Annotated in this window: 24 protein-coding genes; 13 read left to right on the forward strand and 11 right to left on the reverse strand. The window is 66.4% G+C overall.

The features are described 5' to 3' along the window. Window positions 1–11 precede the first annotated feature (11 nt). Both LQ953_RS08790 and LQ953_RS08795 read left to right on the forward strand, forming a co-directional pair. On the forward strand, window positions 12–1,862 hold the full coding sequence (locus LQ953_RS08790) for a FecR family protein (protein WP_231030356.1): 1,851 nt from the start codon (window positions 12–14) through the stop codon (window positions 1,860–1,862). 67 nt (window positions 1,863–1,929) lie between these two features. After that, window positions 1,930–4,239, forward strand: a complete 2,310-nt coding sequence (locus tag LQ953_RS08795) for a GGDEF domain-containing phosphodiesterase (protein WP_231030357.1) — start codon at window positions 1,930–1,932, stop codon at window positions 4,237–4,239. On the opposite strand, the gene queA is transcribed toward LQ953_RS08795, so the two are convergent. From queA to LQ953_RS08820, 5 genes are all read right to left on the reverse strand, one after another. Further along, complete coding sequence (queA, locus tag LQ953_RS08800) at window positions 4,240–5,265, reverse strand: tRNA preQ1(34) S-adenosylmethionine ribosyltransferase-isomerase QueA (RefSeq protein ID WP_231030358.1); 1,026 nt, start codon at window positions 5,263–5,265, stop codon at window positions 4,240–4,242. Window positions 5,266–5,281: 16 nt separating this feature from the next. Continuing rightward, complete coding sequence (locus LQ953_RS08805; RefSeq protein WP_330999402.1) at window positions 5,282–5,971, reverse strand: peptidylprolyl isomerase; 690 nt, start codon at window positions 5,969–5,971, stop codon at window positions 5,282–5,284. Window positions 5,972–6,037: 66 nt separating this feature from the next. Continuing rightward, window positions 6,038–6,544 (reverse strand): pantetheine-phosphate adenylyltransferase, encoded by a 507-nt coding sequence (gene coaD / locus LQ953_RS08810; protein WP_231030359.1) that lies wholly within the window; start codon window positions 6,542–6,544, stop codon window positions 6,038–6,040. A gap of 3 nt (window positions 6,545–6,547) precedes the next feature. Next, window positions 6,548–7,453, reverse strand: a complete 906-nt coding sequence (locus LQ953_RS08815; RefSeq protein ID WP_231030360.1) for a polyprenyl synthetase family protein — start codon at window positions 7,451–7,453, stop codon at window positions 6,548–6,550. A 1-nt stretch (window position 7,454) separates the two neighbouring features. Continuing rightward, window positions 7,455–7,700 carry an exodeoxyribonuclease VII small subunit gene (locus tag LQ953_RS08820; protein WP_231030361.1) on the reverse strand — a complete coding sequence of 82 codons (246 nt, stop codon included), beginning with the start codon at window positions 7,698–7,700 and terminating at the stop codon, window positions 7,455–7,457. 84 nt (window positions 7,701–7,784) lie between these two features. Here LQ953_RS08820 and LQ953_RS08825 point away from each other — a divergent pair, with 84 nt between their 5' ends. Further along, window positions 7,785–9,182, forward strand: a complete 1,398-nt coding sequence (locus LQ953_RS08825) for an NAD-dependent succinate-semialdehyde dehydrogenase (protein ID WP_231030362.1) — start codon at window positions 7,785–7,787, stop codon at window positions 9,180–9,182. Between the two features lie 387 nt (window positions 9,183–9,569). On the opposite strand, the gene LQ953_RS08830 is transcribed toward LQ953_RS08825, so the two are convergent. Beyond that, window positions 9,570–11,246, reverse strand: coding sequence for a long-chain-fatty-acid--CoA ligase (locus LQ953_RS08830; RefSeq protein WP_231030363.1), 1,677 nt, complete (start codon window positions 11,244–11,246; stop codon window positions 9,570–9,572). A 33-nt stretch (window positions 11,247–11,279) separates the two neighbouring features. Then, the gene (locus LQ953_RS08835; RefSeq protein WP_231030364.1) at window positions 11,280–11,486 is read right to left on the reverse strand and encodes a hypothetical protein; all 207 of its coding nucleotides are present in this window, start codon (window positions 11,484–11,486) and stop codon (window positions 11,280–11,282) included. A 156-nt stretch (window positions 11,487–11,642) separates the two neighbouring features. Here LQ953_RS08835 and LQ953_RS08840 point away from each other — a divergent pair, with 156 nt between their 5' ends. Both LQ953_RS08840 and LQ953_RS08845 read left to right on the forward strand, forming a co-directional pair. After that, window positions 11,643–12,863: a DUF418 domain-containing protein gene (locus tag LQ953_RS08840; protein WP_231030365.1), complete on the forward strand. Its 1,221-nt coding sequence runs from the start codon at window positions 11,643–11,645 to the stop codon at window positions 12,861–12,863. A gap of 58 nt (window positions 12,864–12,921) precedes the next feature. Continuing rightward, complete coding sequence (locus LQ953_RS08845) at window positions 12,922–13,350, forward strand: UrcA family protein (RefSeq protein WP_231030366.1); 429 nt, start codon at window positions 12,922–12,924, stop codon at window positions 13,348–13,350. Between the two features lie 60 nt (window positions 13,351–13,410). On the opposite strand, the gene clpA is transcribed toward LQ953_RS08845, so the two are convergent. Together clpA and LQ953_RS08855 are read right to left on the reverse strand one after the other, a co-directional pair. Beyond that, the gene (clpA, locus tag LQ953_RS08850) at window positions 13,411–15,738 is read right to left on the reverse strand and encodes an ATP-dependent Clp protease ATP-binding subunit ClpA (protein WP_231030367.1); all 2,328 of its coding nucleotides are present in this window, start codon (window positions 15,736–15,738) and stop codon (window positions 13,411–13,413) included. A 138-nt stretch (window positions 15,739–15,876) separates the two neighbouring features. Beyond that, entirely contained in the window at window positions 15,877–16,074 is a 198-nt protein-coding gene (locus LQ953_RS08855; RefSeq protein WP_231030368.1) for a DUF1192 domain-containing protein, read from the reverse strand. A gap of 76 nt (window positions 16,075–16,150) precedes the next feature. Here LQ953_RS08855 and LQ953_RS08860 point away from each other — a divergent pair, with 76 nt between their 5' ends. From LQ953_RS08860 to LQ953_RS08890, 7 genes are all read left to right on the forward strand, one after another. Next, on the forward strand, window positions 16,151–17,146 hold the full coding sequence (locus LQ953_RS08860; protein WP_231030369.1) for an NAD(P)H-quinone oxidoreductase: 996 nt from the start codon (window positions 16,151–16,153) through the stop codon (window positions 17,144–17,146). 149 nt (window positions 17,147–17,295) lie between these two features. After that, window positions 17,296–18,171, forward strand: a complete 876-nt coding sequence (locus tag LQ953_RS08865; RefSeq protein WP_231030370.1) for a UDP-2,3-diacylglucosamine diphosphatase — start codon at window positions 17,296–17,298, stop codon at window positions 18,169–18,171. 20 nt (window positions 18,172–18,191) lie between these two features. Continuing rightward, window positions 18,192–19,214: a glycosyltransferase family 4 protein gene (locus tag LQ953_RS08870; protein WP_231030513.1), complete on the forward strand. Its 1,023-nt coding sequence runs from the start codon at window positions 18,192–18,194 to the stop codon at window positions 19,212–19,214. Between the two features lie 136 nt (window positions 19,215–19,350). Further along, window positions 19,351–20,007, forward strand: coding sequence for a DUF1013 domain-containing protein (locus tag LQ953_RS08875; protein WP_231030514.1), 657 nt, complete (start codon window positions 19,351–19,353; stop codon window positions 20,005–20,007). Between the two features lie 126 nt (window positions 20,008–20,133). Beyond that, window positions 20,134–20,997 carry a dienelactone hydrolase family protein gene (locus LQ953_RS08880; protein WP_231030371.1) on the forward strand — a complete coding sequence of 288 codons (864 nt, stop codon included), beginning with the start codon at window positions 20,134–20,136 and terminating at the stop codon, window positions 20,995–20,997. Window positions 20,998–21,065: 68 nt separating this feature from the next. Further along, window positions 21,066–21,686: a glutathione S-transferase family protein gene (locus LQ953_RS08885; protein WP_231030372.1), complete on the forward strand. Its 621-nt coding sequence runs from the start codon at window positions 21,066–21,068 to the stop codon at window positions 21,684–21,686. Window positions 21,687–21,789: 103 nt separating this feature from the next. Further along, window positions 21,790–23,718, forward strand: coding sequence for a CocE/NonD family hydrolase (locus LQ953_RS08890; protein WP_231030373.1), 1,929 nt, complete (start codon window positions 21,790–21,792; stop codon window positions 23,716–23,718). 67 nt (window positions 23,719–23,785) lie between these two features. Here LQ953_RS08890 and LQ953_RS08895 read toward each other — a convergent pair whose 3' ends face one another. Next, complete coding sequence (locus LQ953_RS08895) at window positions 23,786–24,844, reverse strand: serine hydrolase domain-containing protein (RefSeq protein ID WP_231030374.1); 1,059 nt, start codon at window positions 24,842–24,844, stop codon at window positions 23,786–23,788. A 178-nt stretch (window positions 24,845–25,022) separates the two neighbouring features. Here LQ953_RS08895 and LQ953_RS08900 point away from each other — a divergent pair, with 178 nt between their 5' ends. After that, window positions 25,023–25,550, forward strand: coding sequence for a hypothetical protein (locus tag LQ953_RS08900; protein WP_231030375.1), 528 nt, complete (start codon window positions 25,023–25,025; stop codon window positions 25,548–25,550). 116 nt (window positions 25,551–25,666) lie between these two features. Here LQ953_RS08900 and LQ953_RS08905 read toward each other — a convergent pair whose 3' ends face one another. Then, window positions 25,667–26,053: a MerC domain-containing protein gene (locus LQ953_RS08905; RefSeq protein ID WP_231030376.1), complete on the reverse strand. Its 387-nt coding sequence runs from the start codon at window positions 26,051–26,053 to the stop codon at window positions 25,667–25,669. Window positions 26,054–26,208: the final 155 nt, after the last annotated feature.

A 26,208-nucleotide genomic window follows, 5' to 3' on the forward strand; every position in this document is an offset into this window, starting at 1 on the left:
GGGTTCTGCCAGTGTCACGGCTTCTGAAGCTGCTCACCGCCGCCTTGCTGTTTGTGTTCTCGCCGCTTGCGCATGCGCAGGCGAACTGGACCGTCAGCGAAGTCGCGGGCAAGGTCACGGTCCGCGACGCCACGGGCGATCACGCGGTGAGCCGGGGCGCGTCCGTTGCGGCAGGTGCGACGCTGTCCACGGGCCCAGGCGCCCGCGCGGTAGTGGTGCGCGGCAAGGACTTCGTCACCGTCTCGGCGAACAGCCGGATCCGCATTCCCCTGCCGGCGCAGAAGCGCGGCATGTTCGAAGTGCTCCAGGAATGGGGCAACGCGATCTTCCAGATCGAAAAGAAGCCGAACCCGCATTTCGGGGTGCAGACGCCGTACCTGGCCGCCGTGGTGAAGGGCACGACCTTCTCCATCACGGTATCCAACGAAGGCGCGTCGCTGCAGGTGCTCGAAGGCGCGGTGGAAACCTCCACCATCGATGGCGGCGCGCGCGAGTTGATCCGCCCCGGCATTCTGGCGACGATCACCGCGGCCGATCGCTACCGGCTGACGGTGCAGGGACAGGATACCCGCACCATCGACTCGCCCCAGCGGAGTGCGCCGCCGGCAGCGCCCGAGGTTCCTGCGGCATCGACCGGCACGGGCAACGAGGCTGAGGCGCCTGTTGCGCCCGCGGCCGACCCCCCCGCGGCGCAGGATGCGGGTGCGGAAAACGTTGCCAATCTGGAGCTGTTCACCGCCCAGATGATCTTCGAGCCGATCATGGCCAAGCCGGTCGACCTGGGTAAGATGACTGGCGGGCTGGTGAGCGGCGTCAGTGCAGTGCAGGTCGCAAGCGCCAATGCCGCCGTTGTTCGCTCCGATCTTGGCCGCGGAAGTGGCGCCACGGAAGAAGCCGTCGGCGTGAACCCGGCCAAGTCGGGCAGCGACGTGAAGCCTGGAGCCGGGGCTGGTACGCCGGCCACGCCCGGCACGCCCGCAGGTGGCAACGGCAATGGCACGCCCGGGAGCGGAAATGGCGGGGCTGACAAAGGCACCCCCGGCGATGGGAACGGGGCAGGCACCACCACTCCTGGCAATGGCAGTGGCGGAAGCTCGGGCAACGACGCTCCTGGCAAAGGGAATGACAACGGCGCGGGCAATGGCAACAGCGGCGGCAAGGACGATCCTAGCAACGGGAACGGCAATGGCGGCGGCAAGGACGATCCGGGCAACGGGAACGGCAATGGCGGCGGCAAGGACGAACCTGGCAACGGGAACGGCAACGGGGGCGGCAAGGACGATCCTGGCAAGGGAGGCGGTCCCGGCAAGGATGATCCGGGCAAGGGCGACGGGGGCCCTGGTAAGGACGATCCCGGCAAGGGAGGCGGTCCCGGCAAGGACGATCCTGGCAAGGGCGACGGGGGCCCTGGTAAGGACGATCCCGGCAAGGGAGGCGGGCCCGGCAAGGACGATCCTGGCAAGGGCGACGGGGGCCCTGGCAAGGACGATCCGGGCAAGGGCGACGGGGGCCCTGGTAAGGACGATCCCGGCAAGGGAGGCGGTCCCGGCAAGGATGATCCGGGCAAGGGCGATGGTGGCCCTGGCAAGGACGATCCGGGCAAGGGCGATGGTGGCCCTGGCAAGGACGATCCCGGCAAGGGAGGTGGTCCCGGCAAGGATGATCCGGGCAAGGGCGACGGCGGCCCTGGCAAGGACGATCCCGGCAAGGGAGGTGGCCCCGGCAAGGATGATCCGGGCAAGGGCGACGGCGGCCCTGGTAAGGACGATCCCGGTAAGGGAGGTGGTCCTGGCAAGGATGATCCGGGCAAGGATGCGCCAGGCAACGGCCGACCGGGCCCCGGCAAGCCTGACAAGGACTGACGTGCCCGCCGGTGACCTCCTGTTAGGCTCTCGCGGCTAAGGATCGGGCGCACTTCGGAGGCGCTGGATGACTCTTCTTCGCGCATATCGCGCACATTGGCGGCTGGCCGTCCTGTTGATCGGCGCGCTTCTGGCGATGGCGATCGGCTTTTCGGGCGCCGGAGCGGGGGTCGACCGCAGCCTGCGTGCGCTGGACTTTGCGCTGCGGATGCATCCCGCAAGCGGCCAGTTGCACATTGTCGAGATCGATGGGCGCAGCATCGCCGCGATCGATCGCTGGCCCTGGCCGCGCAGCAACTATGTGCAGGTGGTCGAGCGGCTGCACAAGGCGGGCGCGGCATCCATCGCGTTCGACGTGGATTTCTCCGCACGTTCCGCGCTCGGAGAGGATGCGGCGTTCGCCCGCGCGCTGGAAGCGACAGGGGGCAAGGTCATCCTGCCAACCTTCGGCCAGGCATCAGGGGGCGGCCAGGAAGGGCGGACCGAGTCCTTGCCCATCCCGCTGTTGCGTCCTCATGCGCATCTCGCGGCCGTCAATATCCGCGCCGATCTGGACGGACAGGTGCGGCGCTCGCCCGTCGGCGTCGTGACCGACGGCGTGCCGCGCCCGTCCGTGGCGGCCATGCTCGCCGGCGTGCAAGGCAGCGCCGACAGCGATTTCGAGATCGATTATGCGATCGATCCGGCAACCATCCCACGCCACAGCTTCCTCGACATCCGCGAGGGCAGATTCGACCCGGCGACTTTTGCCGGCAAGACTGTCCTGATCGGCGCCACTGCCGTCGAACTGGGCGACCGCTATGCCATCCCCAACCATGGCGTCGTGCCTGGGGTCGTGATCCAAGCCATCGCCGCGGAGACGCTCGCGCAAGGCATGCCGGTGGATGGAGGCTGGGTGGTGCCGCTTCTGCTCGCGCTTCTGCTCGCCTGGCCGATCCTCCACGCCCGCAGCCGTGCCGGTCTGGTCGCCGCGAGCGTGGCAGCGCTGCTCGGCCTGTTCGCCGCGGCGGTGGCAGCGGATAGTCTCGCCCGGTGGCTGTTGGAATTGAGCCCGGCGCTTGGCTGCCTTACGCTCGTCACCGTCACCAGCGTCGCGATGCGGTGGCTGGGCGCGGTGCAGCGCAAGCGCGCGCTGGACGGCCAGACCGGCCTCCCCAATCGCGTGGCGCTCCGCCAGGCGATGCACCAGGAGCATGCGGCCGGCGTCGTGGCCGCGCGCATTGCCGAGTTCGACAAGCTGGCGGCGGGCCTTGGCGAGGCCGCCACCGCCCAGCTGATCCAGCGCGTGCGAGACCGGATCGCCATGACCTCGCAGGCGGGCGCCGTCTTTCGCATCGAGGACCGTGTGCTTGCCTGGCGGATCGTCGACGACCATGACCTTGAGTCGCATCTCAACGGCCTGCGCGCGCTGATGCTGAGCCCGATCGAAGTGGCAGGGCGCCGCGTCGATGTGTCGCTCGCATTCGGCTACGCCGCCGAGCGGGCCGGCGAAGGCGCGGAGCGCGCAGTGGCGCAGGCGGCGCTGGCCGCCGACACTGCGCTGGCGGAAGGCCGCGCCTGGCATGTGCACCAGCTGGAGGAAGAGGACACGGTCGACCGCGAACTGTCGCTGCTGGGCGAGTTGGACGACGCGCTGGGCGAGGGCGAGATCCAGGTGCTGTACCAGCCCAAGCTCGACCTGAAGACGCAGCGCATCGCCAGCGTGGAGGCGCTGGTGCGCTGGAACCATGGCACCCGCGGCTTCCTGCGGCCCGACCTGTTCATCCCACTGGCCGAGCGCAACGACCGCATTGCCGGGCTGACGCTGCATGTCGTGGCGCAGACGATCCGTGACCTGCTGGCGTGGCAATCGGGCGGCCACCAACTGACCGGCGCGGTGAACATCTCGGCCAAGCTGCTCAATTCCGCGCTCTTCATCGCTGATCTGCGCGAGCTGGTGCAGAATAGCGGCATCGCACCCGCCTTGCTCACCTTCGAAGTGACTGAGTCCGCGACGATGCGCGACCCGGCGGCCGCGGCCGCCGCGCTGCAATCGTTCCGCGATCTGGGCATCAGCATTTCGATGGACGATTACGGCACCGGCCAGTCCACCTTGAGCTACCTGAAGCAGCTGCCGCTCAACGAACTCAAGATCGATCGCAGCTTCGTGCAATTCGCCCACCAGAACCGCGGCGATGGCGCGCTGGTGCGCTCCACGATCGATCTGGCGCACGAACTGGGCCTCAAGGTCGTGGCTGAGGGCGTTGAGGATCAGGGCTGTCTGGACTTCCTACGCTCGATCGGATGCGACCTGGCGCAGGGTTATCTGATCAGCAAGCCGATCCCGGCGGCGGACCTGCAACCGTTGCTAAGCAGGACCTACGCGATCGCCGCGTAGCTACGGCAGCAGCAGCGATACGTCGCCGTAGGAGTAGAACCGGTACTCGTTCGCGATCGCATGCGCGTACGCCGCCTGCATCCGCTCCAGCCCCATCAGCGCCGATACCAGCATGAACAGGGTCGAGCGCGGCAGGTGGAAGTTGGTCATCAGCCCGTCGATGCCGCGGAAGCGGTAGCCGGGGGTGATGAAGATCGCCGTGTCGCCTTCAAACGGGCGGATGATGTTGTCTTCGCCCGCGGCGCTTTCGATCAGGCGCAGGCTGGTGGTGCCGACGGCGATCACGCGGCCGCCGGCGGCGCGCACGGCGTTGAGGCGGTCCGCCGTCGCCTGGTCGATGCGGCCCCACTCGGCGTGCATCTTGTGCTCGGCGGTGTCCTGCGCCTTGACCGGCAGGAAGGTGCCGGCGCCGACATGGAGCGTCAGCGTGGCGTGGCCGATGCCGGCTTCGCCCAGGCGCGCGAGCAGGTCGGGGGTGAAGTGCAGCGCCGCGGTGGGGGCGGCGACGGCGCCGGCCTCGTTGGCGAACATCGTCTGATAGTCCTGCGCGTCGCGTTCGTCGGGCGCGCGCTTGGAGGCGATATAGGGCGGCAGCGGCATCTCGCCGCAGCGCTCCAGCAGCAGCTCGACCGGTTCGTCGCCGGCGAAGCGGAGCAGGAAGCTGCCATCCTCGCCGCGGTCGGTGGCGGTGGCGGCAACGCCCTGGCCGAAATCAATCACATCGCCCTCGCGCAGCCGTTTGGCGTTGCGGATGAACGCGCGCCAGTCGCGCAGGCCTTCGCGCTTGTGCAGCGTGGCGCCGATCCGCGCCTCGCCGCGCGTGCCGTTCAGCTGCGCGGGAATGACGCGGGTGTCGTTGAACACCAGCAGGTCGCCCGGCTGAAGCAGCGCGGGCAAGTCGCGGACCGTACGGTCCTGGCGCGTGTCGCCATGCTGGAAGAGCAGTCGGGCGGTGTCGCGCGGCTCGGCCGGACGCAGCGCGATGCGCTCGGCCGGCAGGTCGAAGTCGAACAGGTCTACGTTCACGGGCGTGCGGCTGCGCTTATTGCGGCAGCGTGGCCTTTTGCTCGCCGGCCGGAAGCGCGGGGGCGTTCACCGGGGCAGGCTGATAGGGCGGAGGATTGTCCGACGCGATATAGGCGCGGATGATGCGCGTGGGGCGTGCGGGCGGTTCGCCGCGCTCGATCTTGTCGACCCACTGCATGCCCTCGGTCACGCGGCCGAACACGGTGTAGTCATGGTCAAAGCCAAGGCGCGGGCCGAACATGATGAAGAACTGGCTGTTCGCGCTGTTGATGTCCTGCGCGCGGGCGGCCGAAACGGCGCCGCGAACGTGCGGCAGGTTGCTGAATTCGGCCGGGACGTTCGGCCGCTCGGAGCCGCCACGGCCGGTTCCGGTGGGATCGCCGCCCTGTGCCATGTTCTCGCCGCCGTCGATCACGCGGTGGAACACCGTGTTGTCGTAGAAGTGCTGGCGCGTGAGTGCCTTGACCTGCTCGACCATCTTAGGCGCGGCATCGGGGCGCAGGCGGATGGCGACGCGGCCGCCGGTGGAGAGGTCGAGCACCCAGGTGTTCTCAGGGTCGGCTGCGACGCTGACGGGGACGTGAGTCGCCGCGTCGGTCTGCACGCCCTTGAGCGGGTCGGGCTTGGGCGGCGGCCCCTTTTGCGCAGCGGCGGGCAGAGCGAAGAACAGGGCTGCCAGAGCAGCCGAAGTGGCAACGAAACGCATCAACATCCCCACGGGTATGAACCGGCCGGTTCTAGACCATCATTGTGTGGCGAACAAAGGGCGAGTTCAGCTGCCCTTGCGGCCGATCTTCTGGACACGCTCGACCACTTCGACCTCGACGGCGGGCGATACGAACTTGCGTACATCGCCGCCGTAGAGGGCGATTTCCTTGACCAAGCGGCTGGCGATCGGCTGGAGCGAAACGTCGGCCATCAGGAAGACGGTTTCGATGCGATGGTTCAGCTGCTGGTTCATGCCGGCCATCTGATATTCGTATTCGAAATCGGCCACAGCGCGCAGCCCGCGCACGATCATGCTGGCGCCCTGGCGCTCGGCAAAGTCCATCAGCAGCGAATCGAAGCTGACGACCTGGATGTCCCCCTCGATATCCGCCACTTCGCGCTTCACCATCGCCAAGCGTTCCTCGATCGAGAACATCGGCGATTTGGATGGATTGGTGGTGACGCCGATGACCAGGCAATCGACCAGCTTCGCCCCGCGGCGGATGATGTCCATGTGACCGCGGGTGATCGGGTCGAAGGTGCCGGGATAGACGCCGGTGCGGGTGGTCATGGCTTAGCGGTCCCGTTCGAGGGTGTAGCGGGCGATGTCGCGCAGCAGGTCGGCCTCGGGGCCGAAGCTCTTGAGATGCTCCACCGCCTGATCAACCAGGATGCGCGCCTGTTCCCGCGCGCGGTCGAGCCCGAGCAGGGTGAGGAAGGTCTCCTTGCCGGCGTCGCCATCCTTGCGCAGCTTCTTGCCGGCCAGTTCCTCGTCGCCTTCCGCGTCGAGGATGTCGTCGGCGATCTGGAAGGCGAGACCCATGTCGCGGGCATAGCCGCGCAGGCCCTTGCGCCCTTCCACCGGCACGCGGCCCAGAATCGCGCCGCATTCCACCGAGCAGCTGATCAGCGCGCCCGTCTTCATCGCCTGGAGCCGGGTGACCGTAGGTAAGTCGAAGCTCGCCTTTTCGGCCTGCAGGTCCATCATCTGCCCGCCGGCCATGCCCGAAGGCCCCGCGGCATGGGCAAGCGTCTGGAGCAGTTCGACCCGGACGAACGGATCGGCGTGCGTCGCCTCGTCCGCCAGGATCTCGAAGGCGAGGGCATGAAGGCAATCGCCCGCCAGGATCGCGGTGGCTTCGTCGAACGCCTTGTGCACGGTGGGCTTGCCGCGGCGCAGGTCGTCATCGTCCATCGCCGGCAAGTCGTCATGCACCAGCGAATAGACATGGATGCACTCGATTGCGGTGCCAACGCGCGTCATGCACGTCCGGTCGACGCCGAACAGCTGCGCGGTCGCGGAAACCAGCAGCGGGCGCAGCCGCTTGCCCCCGCCGATCGCGGCATAGCGCATGGCCTCGTACAGGCTGCGGCGCGGATCGTCAGGCACGGCAAGCGCGAGGTCGAACTGGCGGTCGATCTCGGCCGCGACCTGGCGGAGCGCCGATTCCAGGGCGAGGCTGGCGTGGGGAAGCGCCATGTCAGCCGGCGTTGAAGGCAGTGGCGCCGGTTGGCCGGCCTTCGGCATCGGTGCGGATCGCCTCGATCCGCGCCTGTGCCGCATCCAGCCGGGCGGCACATTGGCGGCGAAGCTGGTCGCCGCGTTCGTACAGGTCGATCGCTTCCTGGAGCTGGGCCTCGCCGCTCTCCAGCCGCGCGACGATCCGCTCAAGTTCCTTCAACGCGTCCTCGAACGAGAGGGCGGCGATATCCGCTTCTTCTGCCATGCGCACGCTATGCGGCAGGGGCGTTGGCCTTGCAACCGGGCTGAACGGCCATGAGTTCAGGGGGCGACCAGCAAAGGAAACACCATGTTCACCAGCATCAATCCGGCGACCGGTGCCAAAGGCGAGAGCTTTCAGGAGCTTGGCGCCGAGGAGATCGAGCTTGCACTGCAGCGGGCGCAGAATGCCTATCGATCCTGGCGTACGACGCCGCTGGAGCAGCGCACGCAATTGCTCTCCGCGATTGCCGACAAATGGGAAGCCGACAAGCAGCACCTCGCCGAAGTCGCGGTGCGCGAAATGGGCAAGACGCTGAAGTCGGCGGTAGCCGAGGTAGAAAAGTGCATCGCCGGCTTCCGCCACTATGCCGAGCATGGGCCCAGCTATCTGGAGCCGGTGGAGGTGGAGACCGCCACCGGCCACGCCACCGCGCGCTGGCTGCCCTTGGGGCCAGTGCTGGCGATCATGCCGTGGAATTTCCCCTATTGGCAGGCGGTGCGCTTCCTGGCGCCCACCATCATGGCGGGCAATGTCGCCCTGTTGAAGCATGCCTCTAGCGTTCAGGGCTGCGGCCAGTTGATGCAGCAGCTGGTGAGCGCCGCGGGCGCGCCGGACGGGCTGTTCCAGAATTTGGCCGTGAAGTCGGACAAGGTGTCGGACCTGATCGCCGACAAGCGCGTGGTCGCGGTGACGCTGACCGGCAGCGAAGGGGCGGGTGCGAAGGTCGCGCAGGCCGCGGGCAAGGCGCTGAAGAAGGTGGTGCTCGAACTGGGCGGCTCCGATCCGCTGATCGTGATGCCTTCGGCCGACCTCGACACCGCCGCTAAGACCGCGGTGACCGCGCGTGTCCAGAATGCCGGGCAGAGCTGCATCTGCGCCAAGCGGATGGTCGTGCACCAGGACGTCTATGACGCGTTCCTGGAACGGTTCACGCTTGGCATGCAGGCCGTGAAGATCGGCGACCCGATGGAGGAGGGCATCGAAATGGGGCCGCTGTCGAGCGTCGAGCAGCGCGACACGGTGCTGGAGCAGGTCGAACGTGCGCAGCAATCGGGCGCGCGGCTGCTGGCCGGTGCGGAAAAGATCGAGCGCGACGGCGCCTGGATGACGCCGGGCGTACTGGTCGACATCGATCCGGAAAGCGACGTGGCCAAGGAGGAGATCTTCGGCCCAGTGGCCGCGGTCTATAAGGCGCGCGACATCGACCATGCCATCGCGCTGGCGAACGACGTGCCCTACGGGCTCGGTTCTGCCGTGTGGACGCAGGACCCCGAAGAGATCGAGCGGTTCGCGCGCGACATCGAGTCGGGGATGACGGCGGTGAACTCCCTGCTGGCGTCCACGCCCGAGGCGCCGTTCGGCGGCGTCAAGCTCTCAGGCCATGGCCGTGAGCTCGGGCCTTGGGGATTGCACGAGTTCATGAACCTGAAGGCGGTGATGTATGCCGGCAAGGGCGAACGGACGGGACCGAAGGCAGGGGATTGAGGCTGGGGACGGCCTGATTTCAGAAGGTCCGCGGAGGGGCCGCGACCATCGGCCTTTGTGTCCCCTCCGTCACCCCGGCCTTGAGCCGGGGTCCCGCTTCTTTGGTCCGTAGAAGAAGCGGGATCCCGGCTCAAGGCCGGGATGACGGGTATTGGCGATTTCGCCTTCCGGGCTCGACGAGTGCGGCGGACGCACGTGCAAGCGTCATCCGACTGTTCCCCGGCGAAGGCCGGGGAACAGTCGGATGGATCGGCGACGGCGGTATGCACCTCTAGCCTCGTTGCAGCTGGGCCCCGGCCTTCGCCGGGGAACAGCTATGGCGCGCGCAGGCCAAGCCGCCTTAGCGCGAGCGCTGGTGGAGCAACTTCCTCCACCAGAGTATCAGCCTCAACCCGCCGCAACCTCCGCGTAGAGGTCCTTGCGGCTAAGCTTGCCGATCATCGTCTTGGGCAGGCTCTCGCGCACCACGACCTGCGACACCCGCTCATGCTTGCCCAGGTGCCCGTTGAGCCACAGGCAAAGCTCGGGGCCGCTGGCGGTCGCATCCTCGTTCAGGGTGACATAGGCGTGGGGCAGCTCGCCATGGTACGGATCGGGCAATCCGATCACCAGGCACTCCTTCACCGCCGGATTGCGGTACAGCACCGCCTCGATCTGGCTCGGGAACACCTTGAACCCACCGACGGCGATCATATCCTTCAGCCGGTCGACGATGCGGATATAGCCGTCTTCGTCGATCAGGCCGACGTCGCCGGTGCGCAGCCAATGGTCGTCCACGAACACGCTCGCATCGGCATCGGGGCGGTTCCAATAGCCCTTCATGATCTGCGGGCCCTGTACGACGATCTCGCCCGGCTCACCCTCGGGGGGCGGACGGGTAGGGTCTTCCTTGTCGACGAGCCGCACGCGGGTACCGGCGATCGGCTGACCGATCGTGCCGGGCTTATTCAGGCCGACATAGGGGTTGGCCGACACCACGCCCGAGCTTTCCGACAGGCCATAGCCCTCGATGATGCGCGCGCCGGTCAGTTCCTCGAAATGCTCCTTCAGCTGCTGGGGCAGCGGCGCACCGCCGGAAATGCAGAATTTGAGCGAGCTGAAGTCGCTGGGCTTCATGCCGGGCGCGTCGAGCAGCGCCTGGTACATGGTCGGCACGCCGGGCAGCGAGCGCGGGCGGGTGCGGCGCAGCTCGGCCAGCGCCTGTTTGGCGTTGAAGCGCGGCAGCATCACGATCTCGCCACCGGTCACCACCGTACGGTTGAGCACGCAGGTGTTGGCGAAGACGTGGAAGAAGGGCAGCACGCCCAGGATGCGGTCGGTGGTCCGGCCCATCTCCGGATCGAGCCGGGCCACCTGGCGGGCATTGGCCGACAGGTTCTGGTGCGTCAGCACCGCGCCCTTGGGCGTGCCGGTGGTGCCGCCGGTATATTGGATCAGCGCGACGTCCTGCTCAGGATCGAGCACCGGCATCCCGCAGCCGCCTTCATTGGCGATCAGCTTGGAAAAGGCGAGAACCCGCGGGTCGCTTGGCCGCGGCGTGACTTCCTTGCCCTTGAACAGGCGGTAGAGCAGCGATTTGGCGGCGGGGAGGCCGCCGGCGACTGATCCGACGACCAGGCGTTCGAGGCCGCTCTTTTCCAGCACTTTGAGTGCGGTGGGCAGCAACGCCGTGGCGGAGATGGTGAAGAGAAGCTTGGTGCCGGAGTCGGCGACCTGTTCGGCCAGTTCATCGACGGTGTAGAGGGGTGAGAAGTTCACCACCGTGCCGCCCAGTTTCAGGATGCCGTAATAGGCGGCGACATAATGGGGCACGTTGGGGAGGAAGAGGCCGATCCGGTCACCCGGTCCGTATCCCAGCTCGCGAAGACCGCAGGCGACGCGATCAACCGCGCTCGACACCTCCTTGTAGCTGTATTTTCGACCCATGAAGTCGAGCAACGGTGCCTGGGGATGTTCCCTGGCGCTTTGCTCGAACAGTTCGATCATGGAAACCGGGGGGAAGGGATCGTCCCATACTCCCGGATGACGATAGGCGGTGCGCCAGGCTTCCTCTGCGTTTATCATTGACACCAATGTAAGCAGCCGAGGGAAAACCGGTCAATGGGCCAGCTGCTTGCTCCAGGTGAGCAGGAAGGAAAAACCGACCAGTCCCAGGTCGACGGCTGCGCGCACGCGCTGCGGCGTCCGATCATTCTCCTGATGCGTCAGGATCGTGATATTGGCATGATGCGACGGCGCGGCGACGGCGATCAGCGCCACGCCGGCAAGTCCCGCGAGCATCAGCGTACGAAAACGCTTGGTCATCCACCTTCTCCCTCGCGCAGATGTTATCCTTCCGCGCGGCGTGCCGCAATGACGTTGAAGCGCGCTCCGTGGTGGATCGGCAGGGCGGGTGATGCGCAATGCCCGGTTTTGCTTGCGGGCAATCGCCGCTAGAGAGCGGCGGCGAAAGGATAATCTATGGTCGTACCGCTGCCCGGCAACGGGAGCAGCCTGGCGGGCAAGCGCATTGCCGCGGTGGATATCGTCCGGGGCTTCGCGCTGATGGCGCTGTTCCTGGTCCACATGATGGAAAGCTACGAGCTCTATTGGTCGAATCCGCAGCCGGGGCCCGCGGACACGGTGTTCCTGCTGTTCATGGGGAAGAGCTTTTCGCTGCTGGCGCTGTGCTTCGGCTTCAGCTTCTTCATCCTGATGGACCGCGCGGCGCAGCGGGGGCAGGATTTCTCGCTCCGCTTCGCCTGGCGGCTGCTGATCCTGGGTGCGATCGGCGTGCTGCACGGGGTGATTTATCGCGGCGACATCATCCAGGTGCTGGCGGTGATCGGCATGGCGCTGCTGGTGCTGCACCGGGTGCAGGACAATCGCCTGCTCGGCGCGATCGCCGGCTTCCTGCTGCTGGCGCCCAGCCTCTGGATCCAGCTGATCGCCGCGGCGCTTGGCGCTGATTGGGCGAACCAGCCTTCGCGTTCGTCGCACGATCCGGCGATGGCGGCGTATCTCGGCGGCACCTTTACCGAAACGCTGCACGCCAATTTGTGGCAGGGCCAGGTGCCCAAATGGTGGTTCATGTTCGAATATGGCCGCATCGTGCAGATCCTGGGCCTGTTCGTGCTGGGCATGGTGCTGGGCCGGGTGGGCTTTTTCGAGCGGCTGGATCGGTTCACGAAGGTTCGGCGGGTCGCGCTGGCATGCGCCATCGGGATCATGCTGGCGTCGCATCTCTGGCGCGGGAACGTGTTCGGCTGGTTCGTCGGGTTCGGCCATGGCGATGGCGCCAACCGGATGTTCGACGCGATCCTTTCCAGCTGGTTCGAGCTTGCCGGCACCTTCGCCTGGGGGCTGGTGATCCTGGAATTGTGCCGCACGCCCGCGCTGCGCCTCCTGGACAAGCTGGCGCCGGTCGGGCGCGCTACGCTGACGCTCTACATCCTCCAGTCTGCGGTCTTCGTGCCGTTGTTCTACAATTTCGGGCTGGGGCTGTGGGACGATTGGAGCCAGGAGACGCGGCTCGCCGTGGCGCTCGGGGCCATCGCCTTGCAGGTCTGGGGCGCGCAATTCTGGTTCGCACGCTTCCACTATGGGCCGATCGAATGGGTCTGGCGGGCGCTGACCTATTGGCGCAGCGACGTGCCGTTCCGCCGGACAGAAGAGGTGCCTGCCAAGCTCTGCGCCGCCTGACACGGACCCAAATCGCGCATGTGCGTTATGCCCTCGTCATCTGAACAGGAGGCACGGCATGAACAGGGGCTTGGGATTGGGTCTGGTGGCAGGCATGCTCGCATTGGCATGCCCGGCAGCGGCGACCGACTATGAAGTGCAGTCGATCCGGGTCGACGCGTCGGCGCTAGACTTGTCCACCAACGCGGGCATCAGCCTGCTCTCACAGCGCATAAACCGCGCGGTGAATCGGATCTGCGGATCGGACCGCTATTGCCGCGATGAGGCTTGGGCGAGCACCGAGGGCCAGGTCGCCTGGGCGATCGACCGCGACCGCTGGATGCGCCTGCTGGCGCGCGAGCGTGCGGCGCAGTTGTCAGCCTGCGGCTGGAGTGGCTGTGGGCCCGAGCCGGTGTACGCCTATCCCGCGCCGCCACCGCCGCCCGCCGGCCGGGTAACGGTCACCATCGTCTGTCCGGCGCCAGCCTTCTACGCGGCACGCTGGTAGGGCGAACAACCAAAAAGGGCCGGAACTTGCGTTCCGGCCCTTTGCTGTTGGACTGAAAGCTTACTCGGCCTCGACCGGTTCGGTCTTCTTGCCGCCGCCCTTTTTGGGCTTCTTCGGCGCCGCGGGCGTCGTCTCGAAGGCGAGCACGCCGTCCTTCATCTTCACATGCACTTCGCCGCCATGGACCAGCTTGCCGAACAACAGCTCCTCGGCCAGCGGCTGCTTGATCTTCTCCTGGATCAGGCGACCCATCGGACGCGCGCCATACAGCTTGTCATAGCCGCGCTCGGTCAGCCAGCTCTTGGACTCGTCGTCCAGCTGGATGTGAACGCCGCGATCTGCCAGCTGAAGCTCCAGCTGAAGGATGAACTTGTCCACCACCCGCGCGACCACTTCCGGAGGCAGGTAGCCGAACGGCACGATGGCATCCAGGCGGTTGCGGAACTCAGGCGTGAAGAGGTTCTTGACCGCCTCTTCCTGCACGTCCTCGCGGCCGCCCAGATTGCCGAAGCCCAGGCTTTCCTTCGCCATGTCGCTCGCGCCGGCATTGGTGGTCATGATCAGGATGGTGTTCCTGAAATCCACCGTCTTGCCGTGGTGATCGGTCAGCTTTCCGTTGTCCATCACCTGGAGAAGGATGTTGAACAGGTCCGGATGCGCCTTCTCGATCTCGTCGAGCAGCAGCACGGAATGCGGGTTCTGATCCACCGCGTCGGTCAGCAGGCCGCCCTGATCATAGCCGACATAGCCGGGAGGCGCACCGATCAGCCGCGAGACGCTGTGGCGCTCCATATATTCGGACATGTCGAAGCGCTGAAGCGGAATGCCGAGCAATTCGGCAAGCTGCTTGGCAACCTCGGTCTTGCCGACGCCCGTGGGGCCGGAGAACAGATAGTTGCCGATCGGCTTGTCGGGATCGCGCAGGCCCGCACGGCTGAGCTTGATCGCCGAGGACAGCACTTCGATCGCGGCATCCTGCCCGAACACCACGCGCTTCAGATCGCCTTCGATATTGGCGAGCACGCGGGTGTCGTCGCTCGACACGGTCTTGGCCGGGATGCGCGCCATCGTCGCGATGACCTGCTCGATCTCCTTGGGGGTGATCGTCTTCTTGCGCTTGTTGGGCGCCACCAGCATCTGCATCGCGCCGACTTCGTCGATCACGTCGATCGCCTTATCGGGCAGCTTGCGGTCGTTGATGTAGCGCGCGGACAGCTCCACCGCCGACTTGATCGCGTCCGGCGTGTATTTGACGTGGTGGTGTCCCTCGAACGCGGTGCGCAGCCCGGTGATGATCTTGATCGTGTCCTCGACCGAAGGCTCGTTCACGTCGATCTTCTGGAAGCGCCGGAGCAGCGCCCGGTCCTTCTCGAAGTGGTTGCGGAACTCCTTGTAGGTGGTCGAGCCGATGCAGCGTATCGAGCCGCCCGACAGCGCCGGCTTAAGCAGGTTGGACGCATCCATCGCCCCGCCGCTGGTTGCACCCGCGCCGATCACCGTGTGGATCTCGTCGATGAACAGCACCGCGTGGGGCAGCTTCTCAAGTTCGTTGACGACCTGCTTCAGCCGCTCTTCGAAGTCGCCGCGATAGCGGGTGCCGGCAAGCAGCGCGCCCATGTCGAGCGAGTAGATCACGGCTTCACGCAGCACCTCGGGCACCTGGCCCTCGACGATCTTGCGCGCGAGACCCTCGGCGATGGCAGTCTTGCCGACGCCCGGATCGCCCACATAAAGCGGGTTGTTCTTGGAACGCCGGCACAGGATCTGCACCGTGCGGTCGACTTCGGCCGAGCGCCCGATCAGCGGATCGACCTTGCCGTTCTTCGCCTTCTCGTTGAGGTCGACGGTGAACTGCTTGAGCGCGGATTCCGCCTTGCCGTTGCCCTTGGCATCGGCCTTTGCCTTTTCCTCGTCGGCACCCTTGGGCGTCGAGGCTTCGGCCGGCGCCGCGCCCTTGCCCACGCCGTGGCTGATGAAGCTGACCGCGTCGAGGCGGCTCATGTCCTGCTGTTGCAGGAAATAGACCGCATAGCTCTCGCGCTCGCTGAACAAGGCGACGAGCACGTTCGCGCCGGTCACTTCGTCGCGGCCCGAGGACTGGACGTGCAGGATCGCGCGCTGGACGACGCGCTGGAAGCCGCTGGTCGGCGAGGGGTCGGTAGCGGTATCGACCTTCAATGCTTCGAGCTCGGTGTCGAGATAATGCGCAACCGTGTTCTTGATCTCGCCCAGATCGACGCCGCACGCGCTCATCACCTTGGACGCATGCTCGTCATCGACAAGCGCGAGCAGCAGATGCTCCAGCGTCGCATATTCGTGGCGGCGGGAGGACGCGGCCTCCAGAGCCTTGTGCAGGGTCGATTCCAGGGCGGAGGCGAAACTAGGCATTCAGGGTAAACTCCTGTGGGCCGAAAGGGATACGCGACCCGTTTGCCACTATGTCGGGATCGTTGGGCCCCGCATCAAGCATGGCCGGCCGGCACCTTTGGCATCGGGCGCTTTGCCCGGGCGTCGGTGCCGCCATGCTCATTTTCTGAATAGCGCGTCGGCGCTTGCGCGGTGGTGAACGGCGCGGTGCATCTTGCTCCGGCTGCGCTCGATTTCCGCCTCCAGCGTCGCGATCCGGGCCTGGAGCTCGTCCACAGAGAGCGGATCGAGATCCTGTTTCACCAGAGCGTCGAGCAGATCGTCTTTACGGCGCGGAAGATTTTCGTCGGCTTCCATCGGGCCAGCGTTGACCGGGGCAGGGTCGATGTCAATAAGGCCCGGGAATTCTACGGAAGCCGAAAGCGACGAACGGATGATCGTGCCTGAAACGATGCTCGCGATCGACCCCGACGCGCCGGGCGGCCCCGAAGTGCTGGTGCCGGTGGAACGGCCCGTGCCGGTCCCCCAGGCCGACGAAGTGCTGATCCGCGTCGCCGCCGCCGGGGTCAACCGGCCAGAGGTGATGCAGCGCATGGGCCTGTATCCGCCCCCCCCCGGCGCCTCCTCGATCCTGGGCATGGAATTGTCGGGCGAGATCGTCGCGGTCGGCGACGATGTGCCGCCCGAGATGATCGGCCAGCCCGTCTGCGCGCTGGTCACCGCCGGCGCCTATGCCCAATATGCCGTCGCTCCCTATGCCCAGTGCCTGCACGTGCCCGAGGCGCTGAGCATGGTGGAAGCCGCAGCCATGCCCGAAACACTGTTCACCGTGTGGACCAACGTGTTCGAGCGCGCCTATGCGACGGCGGGCGACTGGATACTGGTGCATGGCGGCACCAGCGGCATCGGCACCATGGCAATCGCCTTGGCCAAGCTGTTCGAACTCCACGTCATCGTCACCGCCGGCTCGGACGCCAAGTGCAACGCGGCGCTGGCCATCGGCGCGGATCACGCGATCAACTATCGCGATGAGGATTTCGTCGCCCGGGTGAAGGCGATCACTGGGGGGCGCGGAGTCGACATCGTGCTCGACATGGTCGGCGGCGATTATGTCGCGCGCAACATCCAGTGCCTGGCCGAGGAGGGGCGGCACGTCTCGATCGCCGCGCAGCGCGGTCCCGAGGCGGCGATCCCGCTATGGCCGGTCATGCGCAAGCGGCTGACCCTCACCGGATCGACGCTGCGCCCGCGCGACAAGACCTTCAAAGGGATGGTCGCCGACGAACTCGCCCGCACCGTCTGGCCGCATGTCGAGGAAGGCAGGCTGAAGCCGGTGGTCGACACGGTCTTCCCGCTGGCCCAGGCCGCCGACGCCCATCGGCGGATGGAAGCGGGCGACCATGTCGGAAAGATCGTGCTGACGATGTAAGTCCCGGCTGCGCACCAGAGCCCGCTTAGTTCCGGCCTCGCCGACAAAGCTCGCGATGCCCGGAAGCGACGCCCGCTGGCGCAAATTCATCCTGTAACAATGCTGCGCCATGACTCCGCCCGGGCAGAGGCTCTGCGGGGACACCGGCCATGGCGACGATCACCAGGCTTCCTTTCGACGCGGCACAGTTTTCCGAGTTCCAGGCCAGCCGGCCGGCAATCCCTGAACGGACCATCGCCGGGCGCCGGCAATACCGCACCGTGTGGATCTCCGACGTGCATCTGGGCACGCGCGGCTGCAACGCGGCGATGCTGATCGACTTCCTCGACCATGTGGACAGCCAGAAGATGTACCTAGTCGGCGACATCTTCGACGGTTGGGCGCTCAAGAAGCGCTTCTACTGGCCCGCCGCGCACAACGACATCGTCTGGCGCATCCTCAAACGCGCCAAGCGCGGCACCGAGATCGTCTATATCCCGGGCAATCACGACGAGATGTTCCGCCAGTTCACCGGACTGAACTTCGGCGGCGTCCAGATCCGCCGCCAGGCCGTGCACGAGACCGCCGATGGCCGCCGCCTGCTGGTGCTGCACGGCGATGAATTCGATGCGATCACCATGTCGCACCGCTGGCTCGCCTATCTGGGCGACGCCGCATACGAATCGATGATGACGCTGAACCGCTGGGTGAACGTGGCGCGGCGCGCGATGAACCTCCCTTATTGGTCGCTGAGCAAATACGCCAAGCAGAAGGTGAAGAACGCGGTCTCCTTCATCTCCAAGTTCGAAGAGGTCGTCGCGCATGAGGCAAGCGTGCGCCGTGTCGATGGCGTGATCGCCGGGCATATCCACAAGGCGGAAATGCGCGAGATCGCCGGTGTGACCTATTACAACGACGGCGACTGGGTGGAGGGTTGCACCGCGCTGGTGGAGCATTACGACGGGTCCATGGAAATTCTCCACTGGGCCGAGGAAATCGCCGCGCGGGAAGCGCCCGAGCCCGAGGCCAGACTGGCGGCGGCGTGACGGCGGCGGAGGCCGAACCGGTGCGCATCGCGATCGTGACCGATGCCTGGGAGCCCCAGGTCAACGGCGTCGTCCGCACGCTTAAGTCGGTTCGGCAGGTGCTGGAGGAACAAGGGCACCCGATCGAAGTGATCTCGCCCGACCTGTTCCACTCGCTGCCATGCCCGACTTATCCTGAGATCCGTTTGGCGCTGGCGCGAACGGCCAGCGTGGGCGCGTTGCTGGAGAGGTTCGACCCGACCGCCATCCACCTCGCCACCGAAGGGCCGCTCTGCATCGCCGCGCGGCGCTGGTGTCTGCGTGAGGGAATGCCCTTCACCACCGCCTATCACACTCAGTTCCCCGACTATGTCTCCGCGCGTTCGGGCGTGCCGGCGGAGTGGATCTGGCGCTACATCCGCTGGTTCCACGCGCCCAGCCAGGCGATCCTGGCCTCGACTCCGTCGATCCGCCAGTCGCTGGTCGATCACGGGCTTGCCCAGGTGAAGCATTGGGGGCGGGGGGTGGACCTGTCGAACTTCCGCCCAGACCTGGAGCCGCACGCGGCGATGGCGGGATTGCCCGGCCCGGTGCAGCTTTATGTCGGCCGGGTCGCGGTCGAGAAGAACCTGGAAGCGTTCCTGCGCACCGACCATCCCGGCACCAAGGTGGTGGTGGGCGACGGCCCCGCGCGCGCCGGGCTGGCCGCGCAGTTTCCGGACGTGCATTTCCTCGGGCCGATGTTCGGTCAGGAGCTTGCCTCTGCCTATGTCGCTGCGGACGTGTTCGTCTTCCCAAGTAAGACCGACACCTTCGGGCTGGTGATGATCGAGGCGCTGGCCTGCGGGGTTCCGGTGGCGGCCTATCCGGTGACTGGCCCGATCGACGTGCTGACGCCGCAGACCGGTGCGATGGACGAGGATCTCGGTCGCGCGATTGCCGAGGCGTTGACGCGGGATCGGACCGCCTGCGCCGAATATGGACGCACCTTCACCTGGGAAGCGAGCGCCCGCCAGTTCCTCCAGGCGCTCTATCCGATGCGCAGCGAGACTGAAGCGGCCTAAGTCCAGCGCGCGAGTTGATCGCGCCGTCCGGTAATGCCTTGCCCTCCTTCCCTTCGCGCACTAAGTCTGCGCTATGTCGGCCGCCCGTGAAGGGCGGCCCTTATTGTTTCTGGAGACTATCGTGGCCCAGCCGCTGATGCCGCATGCGACCGCTTCCTGGCTGGTCGACAACACTTCGCTCTCCTTTGAGCAGATTGCCGAGTTCTGCGGGCTCCACATCCTGGAAGTGCAGGCGATCGCCGACGATACCGCCGCGACCAAGCTGACCGGCCGCGATCCGGTGCGTGCGCACGAGCTGACGCAGGATGAGATCGACAAGGGGCAGGCGGACCCCAATTACGTGCTCAAGATGCTCAAGGGGCCCGAGCAGGTCCGCCGTACCAAGGGGCCGCGCTACACCCCGGTCTCGAAGCGTCAGGACAAGCCCGACGGCATCGCCTGGATCCTGCGCAACCACCCGGAAGTGTCGGATGGCGCGATCGGCAAGCTGATCGGCACCACGCGCACCACCATCGCCGCGATCCGCGACCGCAGCCATTGGAACATCGCCAACATCGTTCCCAAGGATCCGGTGACGCTCGGCCTGTGCTCGCAGCGTGAGCTGGATGCGCTGGTGGTCAAGGCCGCCAAGGCCGCCGGCATCGAAGCGCCGACCGACACCCGCCTCGAGGGTGACCGCGAAGCCCTGCTCGAGCAGCTCCGCGCCGAGCGTGAAGCCGCCAGCCATGTCGGCGAAGAGGGCACCGAAGAGGTCCGCGTGGAACACACCGCCGAGACTCTCTTCAAGCACTGATACCTGCCGCCTGGCGGAGGGGAAGAAACGGGCTCCGGCACCATGCCGGGGCCCGTTTCGTTCAACACGGCTTCGCAGATGCCCCGAACCGCTCTAGCCTGATGCGAAACACCAGGGAGAGCAGCCATGTGCGACGAATGGACCGCAGCCGATAACGACCGCCACGCGGGCACCCTGACCCGGCGCGGCTTCACCGCAGCAGCCGCGGGGGCGAGCGTCGCAGTGCTGCTGCCCAGCCCGGCCGACGCGCTGGCGGTAAAGGGCAGGGACGTCGCGATCCGCACGCCTGACGGCACATGCGACGCCTATTTCGTCGCGCCCGCCACCGGCAGGCATCCTGCCGTGCTGGTATGGCCCGACATCATGGGGCTGCGCCCCGCCTTCCGCCAGATGGCCGACCGGCTCGCCCAATCTGGCTATGCGGTGCTGACCGTGAACCAGTTCTACCGCTCCACCAAGGCACCGTTCCTCAACCCCGGCGAATCGTTCGACCAGCCCGAAATCCGCCAGCGCATCGAACCCTTCCGCAAGGCGCTGACGACCCAGGGTACCACGAGCGACGCGACGGCGTTCGTGCAGTTCCTCGACACCCAGCCACGGGTGGACCGCAAGCGCGGGATCGGCGTCACCGGCTATTGCATGGGCGGCCCGATGATGATGCGCACCGCCGCCGCCAATCCCGCGCGCGTGCGCGCTGGGGCCAGCTTCCATGGCGGTGGCCTCGCGGCGGAAGGCCCCGACAGTCCGTTGCTGCTCGTGCCGAACATGAAGGGCCGCTACCTCTTCGCCATCGCCGAGAATGACGACGCCCGCGCGCCCACCGACAAGGACAAGCTGCGCGCCGCCTTCGCCGCGGCAAGCGTCCCTGCCGAAATCGAAGTCTATCCCGGCACGCTGCACGGCTGGTGCCCGCCCGACAGCCGCGCCTACAACCCGCAACAGGCTGAACGGGCATGGTCGCGCCTGCTCGTCACCCTTGCCACCCTATAGCGCCTGCTTCTTGACTTGGCCGGAACGTCGTTCATGATATGTTCCGTTAGCTAGAGGGAGCAAACGGCATGACGGACGAACTGGTTCTCTACACCAACCCCCAGTCGCGCGGCCGCATCGCGCGCTGGATGCTGGAGGAAGTGGGCGCGCCCTACCGCGCCGAGGTCGTGAACTATGGCCCGACCATGAAGGAAGGCGCGTACCGGTCGGTCAACCCGATGGGCAAGGTCCCGGCGATCGTGCACGGCGGCAAGGTGGTCACCGAATGCGCGGCGATCTGTGCCTATCTCGCCGAAGCATTCCCCGATGCCGGGCTCTCGCCCTTGCCGGAGGAGCGGGCCGACTATTACCGCTGGCTGTTCTTCGCGGCGGGGCCGATGGAGCAGGCGATCACCAACAACTGGGCCAAGTTCGAACCGTCCGCTGAGCAGCGCATGATGTTCGGCTATGGCAGCTATGACCTGGCGGTCGACGTGCTCGAACAGGCCGTGTCGAAGCACCCCTATATCGCGGGCGAACGCTTCACCGCGGCGGACGTGTATGTCGGCTCGCAAGTGGGCTGGGGCATCATGTTCGGCACGCTGCCCAAGCGCGACGCCTTCGCCGCTTATTTCGCCCGCCTCCAATCGCGCCCCGCCTATCAGCGCGCCAGCGAAGCGGACGACAAGCTGGTGCCCGCCCCGGCCTGAGGGTCGCGGCCCGCACGCCCTGCGCGTCCTTGCCATAAGCCGGCGGATGGGCATTATCCTGCCCAGGCAACCGCATTGTCGCGCTTGAACAAGGATCTCTGGGATGAAGATGAAGTTGGCCTTGCTGGCGTCCCTCGCACTGGCCGTCAGCCCGGGTGTCGCCCAACAGGCGCCGCAGCCCGGCGGCGACATCCCCGCCAACTTCACGCCGCCCATCGACGCCCGCGACTATGTGAAGCGCGAGGTGATGATCCCCATGCGCGACGGCAAACGCCTGTACACGGTGATCGTCTACCCCAAGGGTATCCAGAACGCCCCGATCGTGCTCACCCGCACGCCCTATAACGCGGCGGGCCGGGCCAACCGCGCCGACAGCCCGCACATCCTGTCCACCCTGCCGCTGGCGGACGAGGCGTTCGTGAAGGCCGGTTATATCCGCGTGTATCAGGACATTCGCGGCAAATATGGCTCGGAGGGCGATTACGTCATCACCCGCCCGGTCAAGGGCCCGCTGAACCCCACCGATGTCGATCATGTCACCGACGCCTATGATACGATCGACTGGCTGGTGAACAAGGCGAACCTGCCTGAATCCAACGGGCGCGTCGGCATGATCGGCTCGTCCTATGAAGGCTTCACCGTCGTCATGGCGCTGCTCGATCCGCACCCGGCGCTCAAGGTCGCGGCGCCCGAAAGCCCGATGATCGACGGCTGGATGGGCGATGACTGGTTCCATTACGGCGCCTTCCGCCTCGCCAATATCGGCTGGATTGGATCGCAGACCGGCTACAAGGGGTCGGGCAAGGACCCCGCCACCGGCATCTACGACAATTACGAGGAGTTCCGCAGGCTGGGCGGCGCCAATGAATGGGCCAAGCAGTCCGGCTTCGACCAACTGCCCGCGTGGCGAAAGATGGTGGCGCACCCGGCCTATGACCCGTTCTGGCAGGGCCAGGCGCTCGACAAGCTGCTCGCCGCCAATCCCTCCAACGTGCCGACCATCTGGGAACAGGGGCTGTGGGACCAGGAGGACATGTACGGCGCCATCACCGCCTGGGAGGCGCTGAAGGCCAAGGGCAAGATCGGCAACAACTTCCTGGTGATGGGGCCGTGGCGCCATAGCCAGATCAACCGCGAGGGGCGCTCGCTCGGCCCCCTGCAATGGGACGGCGACACCGCCGCGCAGTTCCGCGAGCAGATGGTGCTGCCGCTGTTCAACCAGTATCTGAAGGACGGCGCCCCGGCGAATCTGCCCGCGGCCACCATCTACAACACCGGCGAAAATCGCTGGGAGCGCTTCGCCAATTGGCCGCTCGCCTGCGAGCAAGGATGCGCCACCGGGCTGAAGCCGCTCTACCTTCAGGCAAATGGCGCGCTGGCGTTCGCCAAGGGGGCCAGCGGCGGCGACAGCTATGTCTCCGATCCCGCCAAGCCGGTCCCGCACCTGCCGCGGCCGGTGAATTTCGGCGACGGGCGCTGGGCCGACTGGCTGGTCAGCGACCAGCGTCACGCGGACGGTCGCACCGACGTCATGACCTATCAGACCGATGTGCTGACTCAGCCGGTGCGCCTGTCCGGTGCGCCCATCGCCGAGCTGTTCAGCAAGACCACGGGCACCGATGGCGATTTCGTGGTCAAGCTGATCGACGTCTATGCGGACGAAGTCGCATCCGATCCCAAGATGGGCGGATACCAGCTGGCGATCGCGCTCGACATCTTCCGCGGCCGCTACCGCGACAGCTTCGAGAAGCCCAGTCCCATCCCGGCCGGCAAGACGCAGCGCTACCGCTTCCGCCTGCCCACGGTGAACCATGTGTTCCAGCCCGGGCACCGGATCATGGTCCAGATCCAGTCGTCGCTGTTCCCGCTCTACGACCGCAACCCGCAGAAATACGTGCCGAACATCTTCCTGGCGAAGAAGTCCGATTATCAGAAGGCAACGGTCACCATCGAGCGCGGCGGCAGCGCTGCCAGCGCGGTCTGGCTGCCCGTCGCCGACGCATCCGGCGCGGTGCAGCAGACCGTCCGCTGATCGCCTCGGGTCCGGCCAAAACCTGCCGGATCAGCCCACACGCCCGCTTGCCTGGGAGCCGCCGCTCTCAGGCAAGGGCAATGGCTTCCACCCAGTTGGTGATCTCCGACTGCGGCATGTCCGTGGTGTTGAAGATCACGACCGTTTCACTGTTCGCCAGCCGGTGGGCGATGTGGGTGCGATATGCCTGCACCTTGCCGGTTTCCCACGCCCACAGCGCTCCATCGATCGGGTGGACGCGCCCGCCCAGGGCGTATTCCTGATCGGCCCAGCGGACGGTGGTAAGTTCCTGCCGGGAAGCGGCGCTCAGGATGGGGCCGTGAAACACGCCATGTGCAGCACGCATCGCATCCTGGACCGTGCTGGCGCCGTTGCCGCTCGCAGCCAGGAAGGGTGGCACCGGCGCCATCTTGCGCACCGGCGGCGTTACGCTGGCATAGGCGGCGGCCAGGCTCGGCATCGCCGGCTGGTCCGATTGCGCAAAGCCAGTGCCGGACATGCGCAGCGGGCGCAGCACCAGTGTGCCCACCAATTGCGCCAGCGGCTCTCCCGTCACGCGCTCCACGATCGCAGCCAGAATGGCCCAGTTGAGCGCGGCATAGTCCCATCCTTGCCCAGGCTCGAAGGTCAGGTCGCCGCCTGCAAAGCGGCGCACGATCGCCGCCGCGCTCGCGGTCGATGTGCGCAACTCGGGTTCGGTCGCGATCTGGCGGGTCAGCAGATCGGGAATGCCGCTGGTGTTCGACAACAGGTGCTTCACGAGCACGCGTTCGCCGGTGTCGCGGCGGAAGTCTGGCAGATAGGTGGTGATCGGCGCGTCCAGCGCCATCCGCTTCTGGTCGACCAGCCGCAGGACCGCGACACTGGTGAGCCATTTGGACGCCGAACCCAATTTGAACTGAGTCGCTGGCGACACCATCGTGCCCGCTTCGATATCGGCCTTGCCGACATAGCGGACATGTTCGATCTTGCCGCCGCGGCCATATGCCAGGGCGCCGTTGAAGCCAGGCGGCAACTGGATCGCATCGATCGCACGGCGCTTGCTGTCTGCGCGCGGGCTCGCCCACGCTGCACGCGCCGTACCAAGTGCAATGCCGCTCGCAATCAATGTCCGCCTGTCGATCACCCGATGTCCCCCACGCACAGCAAGAAACATCAGGCTAACCCGAACGCCCTGGTGCGTACAGGCGAGTTTCGGCGGATGCTCTTATCGTAGCGGAAAAGGCCTTTCTTGAGGCGATTGCCAAGGTCCACCCCGGCTGTAATCTTGTCGCAGCCGCATCTGCGCGCCTGGGGGGTACATCATGACGGTGCGGGATCGCGCGAAATATTGCGGATGGTTGGTCGTGGCGGGGCTCGCGACCTACCTCATGCACGAAGGGGCACATTGGCTGACCGGCGTCGCGCTGGGGCACGAAATGCTTTTCGGGCTGAATGTCGTGCGGCCGGTTGGACCGGTACCATTGCGCGACGCCACCCTGATCTCGGCCGCCGGACCGATCTTCACACTGATCCAGGGGGTAGTCGCGTTTGCGGTATTCCGCCGAAATGGCAGCGTCCTCGCCTTTGCGCTGCTGCTCTGGGCCGCGTTCATGCGGCTGGTCGCCTGGGGGATCAGCGGATTGTCGGCCCCGAATGACGAGGCGCGGGTAGGCATTGCGCTGGGCGTCGGTCCCTGGGCGCTGCACGCGCTGGTGAGCATCGCGCTTGTGGCCCTTGCCGTCCTGGCGATGCGGCGGCGTGGGTCCGACCGGTGGGAGCTTGGGCTGAGTTATCTGGTGCTGTCGCTGGTGAGCACCGCAGTCGTGATGTCGGACCTGAGAGCATCATGATCCGCATCACCGGGTGCTGGATTGCAGGTGGGGCCATTTAGCGTCCCCCGCCGCTTGCGGGCACGCCCCGCTAAAGGCCGCCAGTGCGCTTGCCGGAACGTGCGACCGCATATCGCTTAGTAGGTCGCGCGCCGGTTCAAGTCGTGGCCCAAAGCCACAAGGCTGACGCCCATCAGCGTCCAAAAGGTCTCGAACCCTCCATGCGGGATCGCCAGCGCGCCTGCCATGATGCCCAGGCCGAACGCGCCGACCACTGCGGGCATGAAATAGCCATGGCTGACGATGCCGCGCCCCAGCGTCAGCACGCCCATGCCGATCGCCAGCATCAGGCCGATTTCGTGAATGGCCGGGTGCAGCAGCGCGCCGGCGGAAGAAAGCACGGTCAGCAACACCGTCGTCGCCACGCAATGCACCAGGCACAGCCCGCTCAGCCCCATCGCAATGCGATCGAAGCGTGCATCGATGCTGCCCCATACACGGGCAAGCGGGAGACTTAGCGACATGGCGACCGATATAGAGCGTTTCTGGTCACGGTACAATATAACATCAGCCCCGCGGTTCCGACGCACCGTGAAAAAGTCGCTGATCGAAGAGAGGGGGAAGCGGCCGCGGCGGATCCGTGCGGCCGTAGACCGAGTGACGCTCTAGGGGACGCCAC

The sequence above is a fragment of the Sphingomonas sp. IC-56 genome (assembly GCF_021043375.1).
GTDB lineage: Bacteria > Pseudomonadota > Alphaproteobacteria > Sphingomonadales > Sphingomonadaceae > Sphingomonas.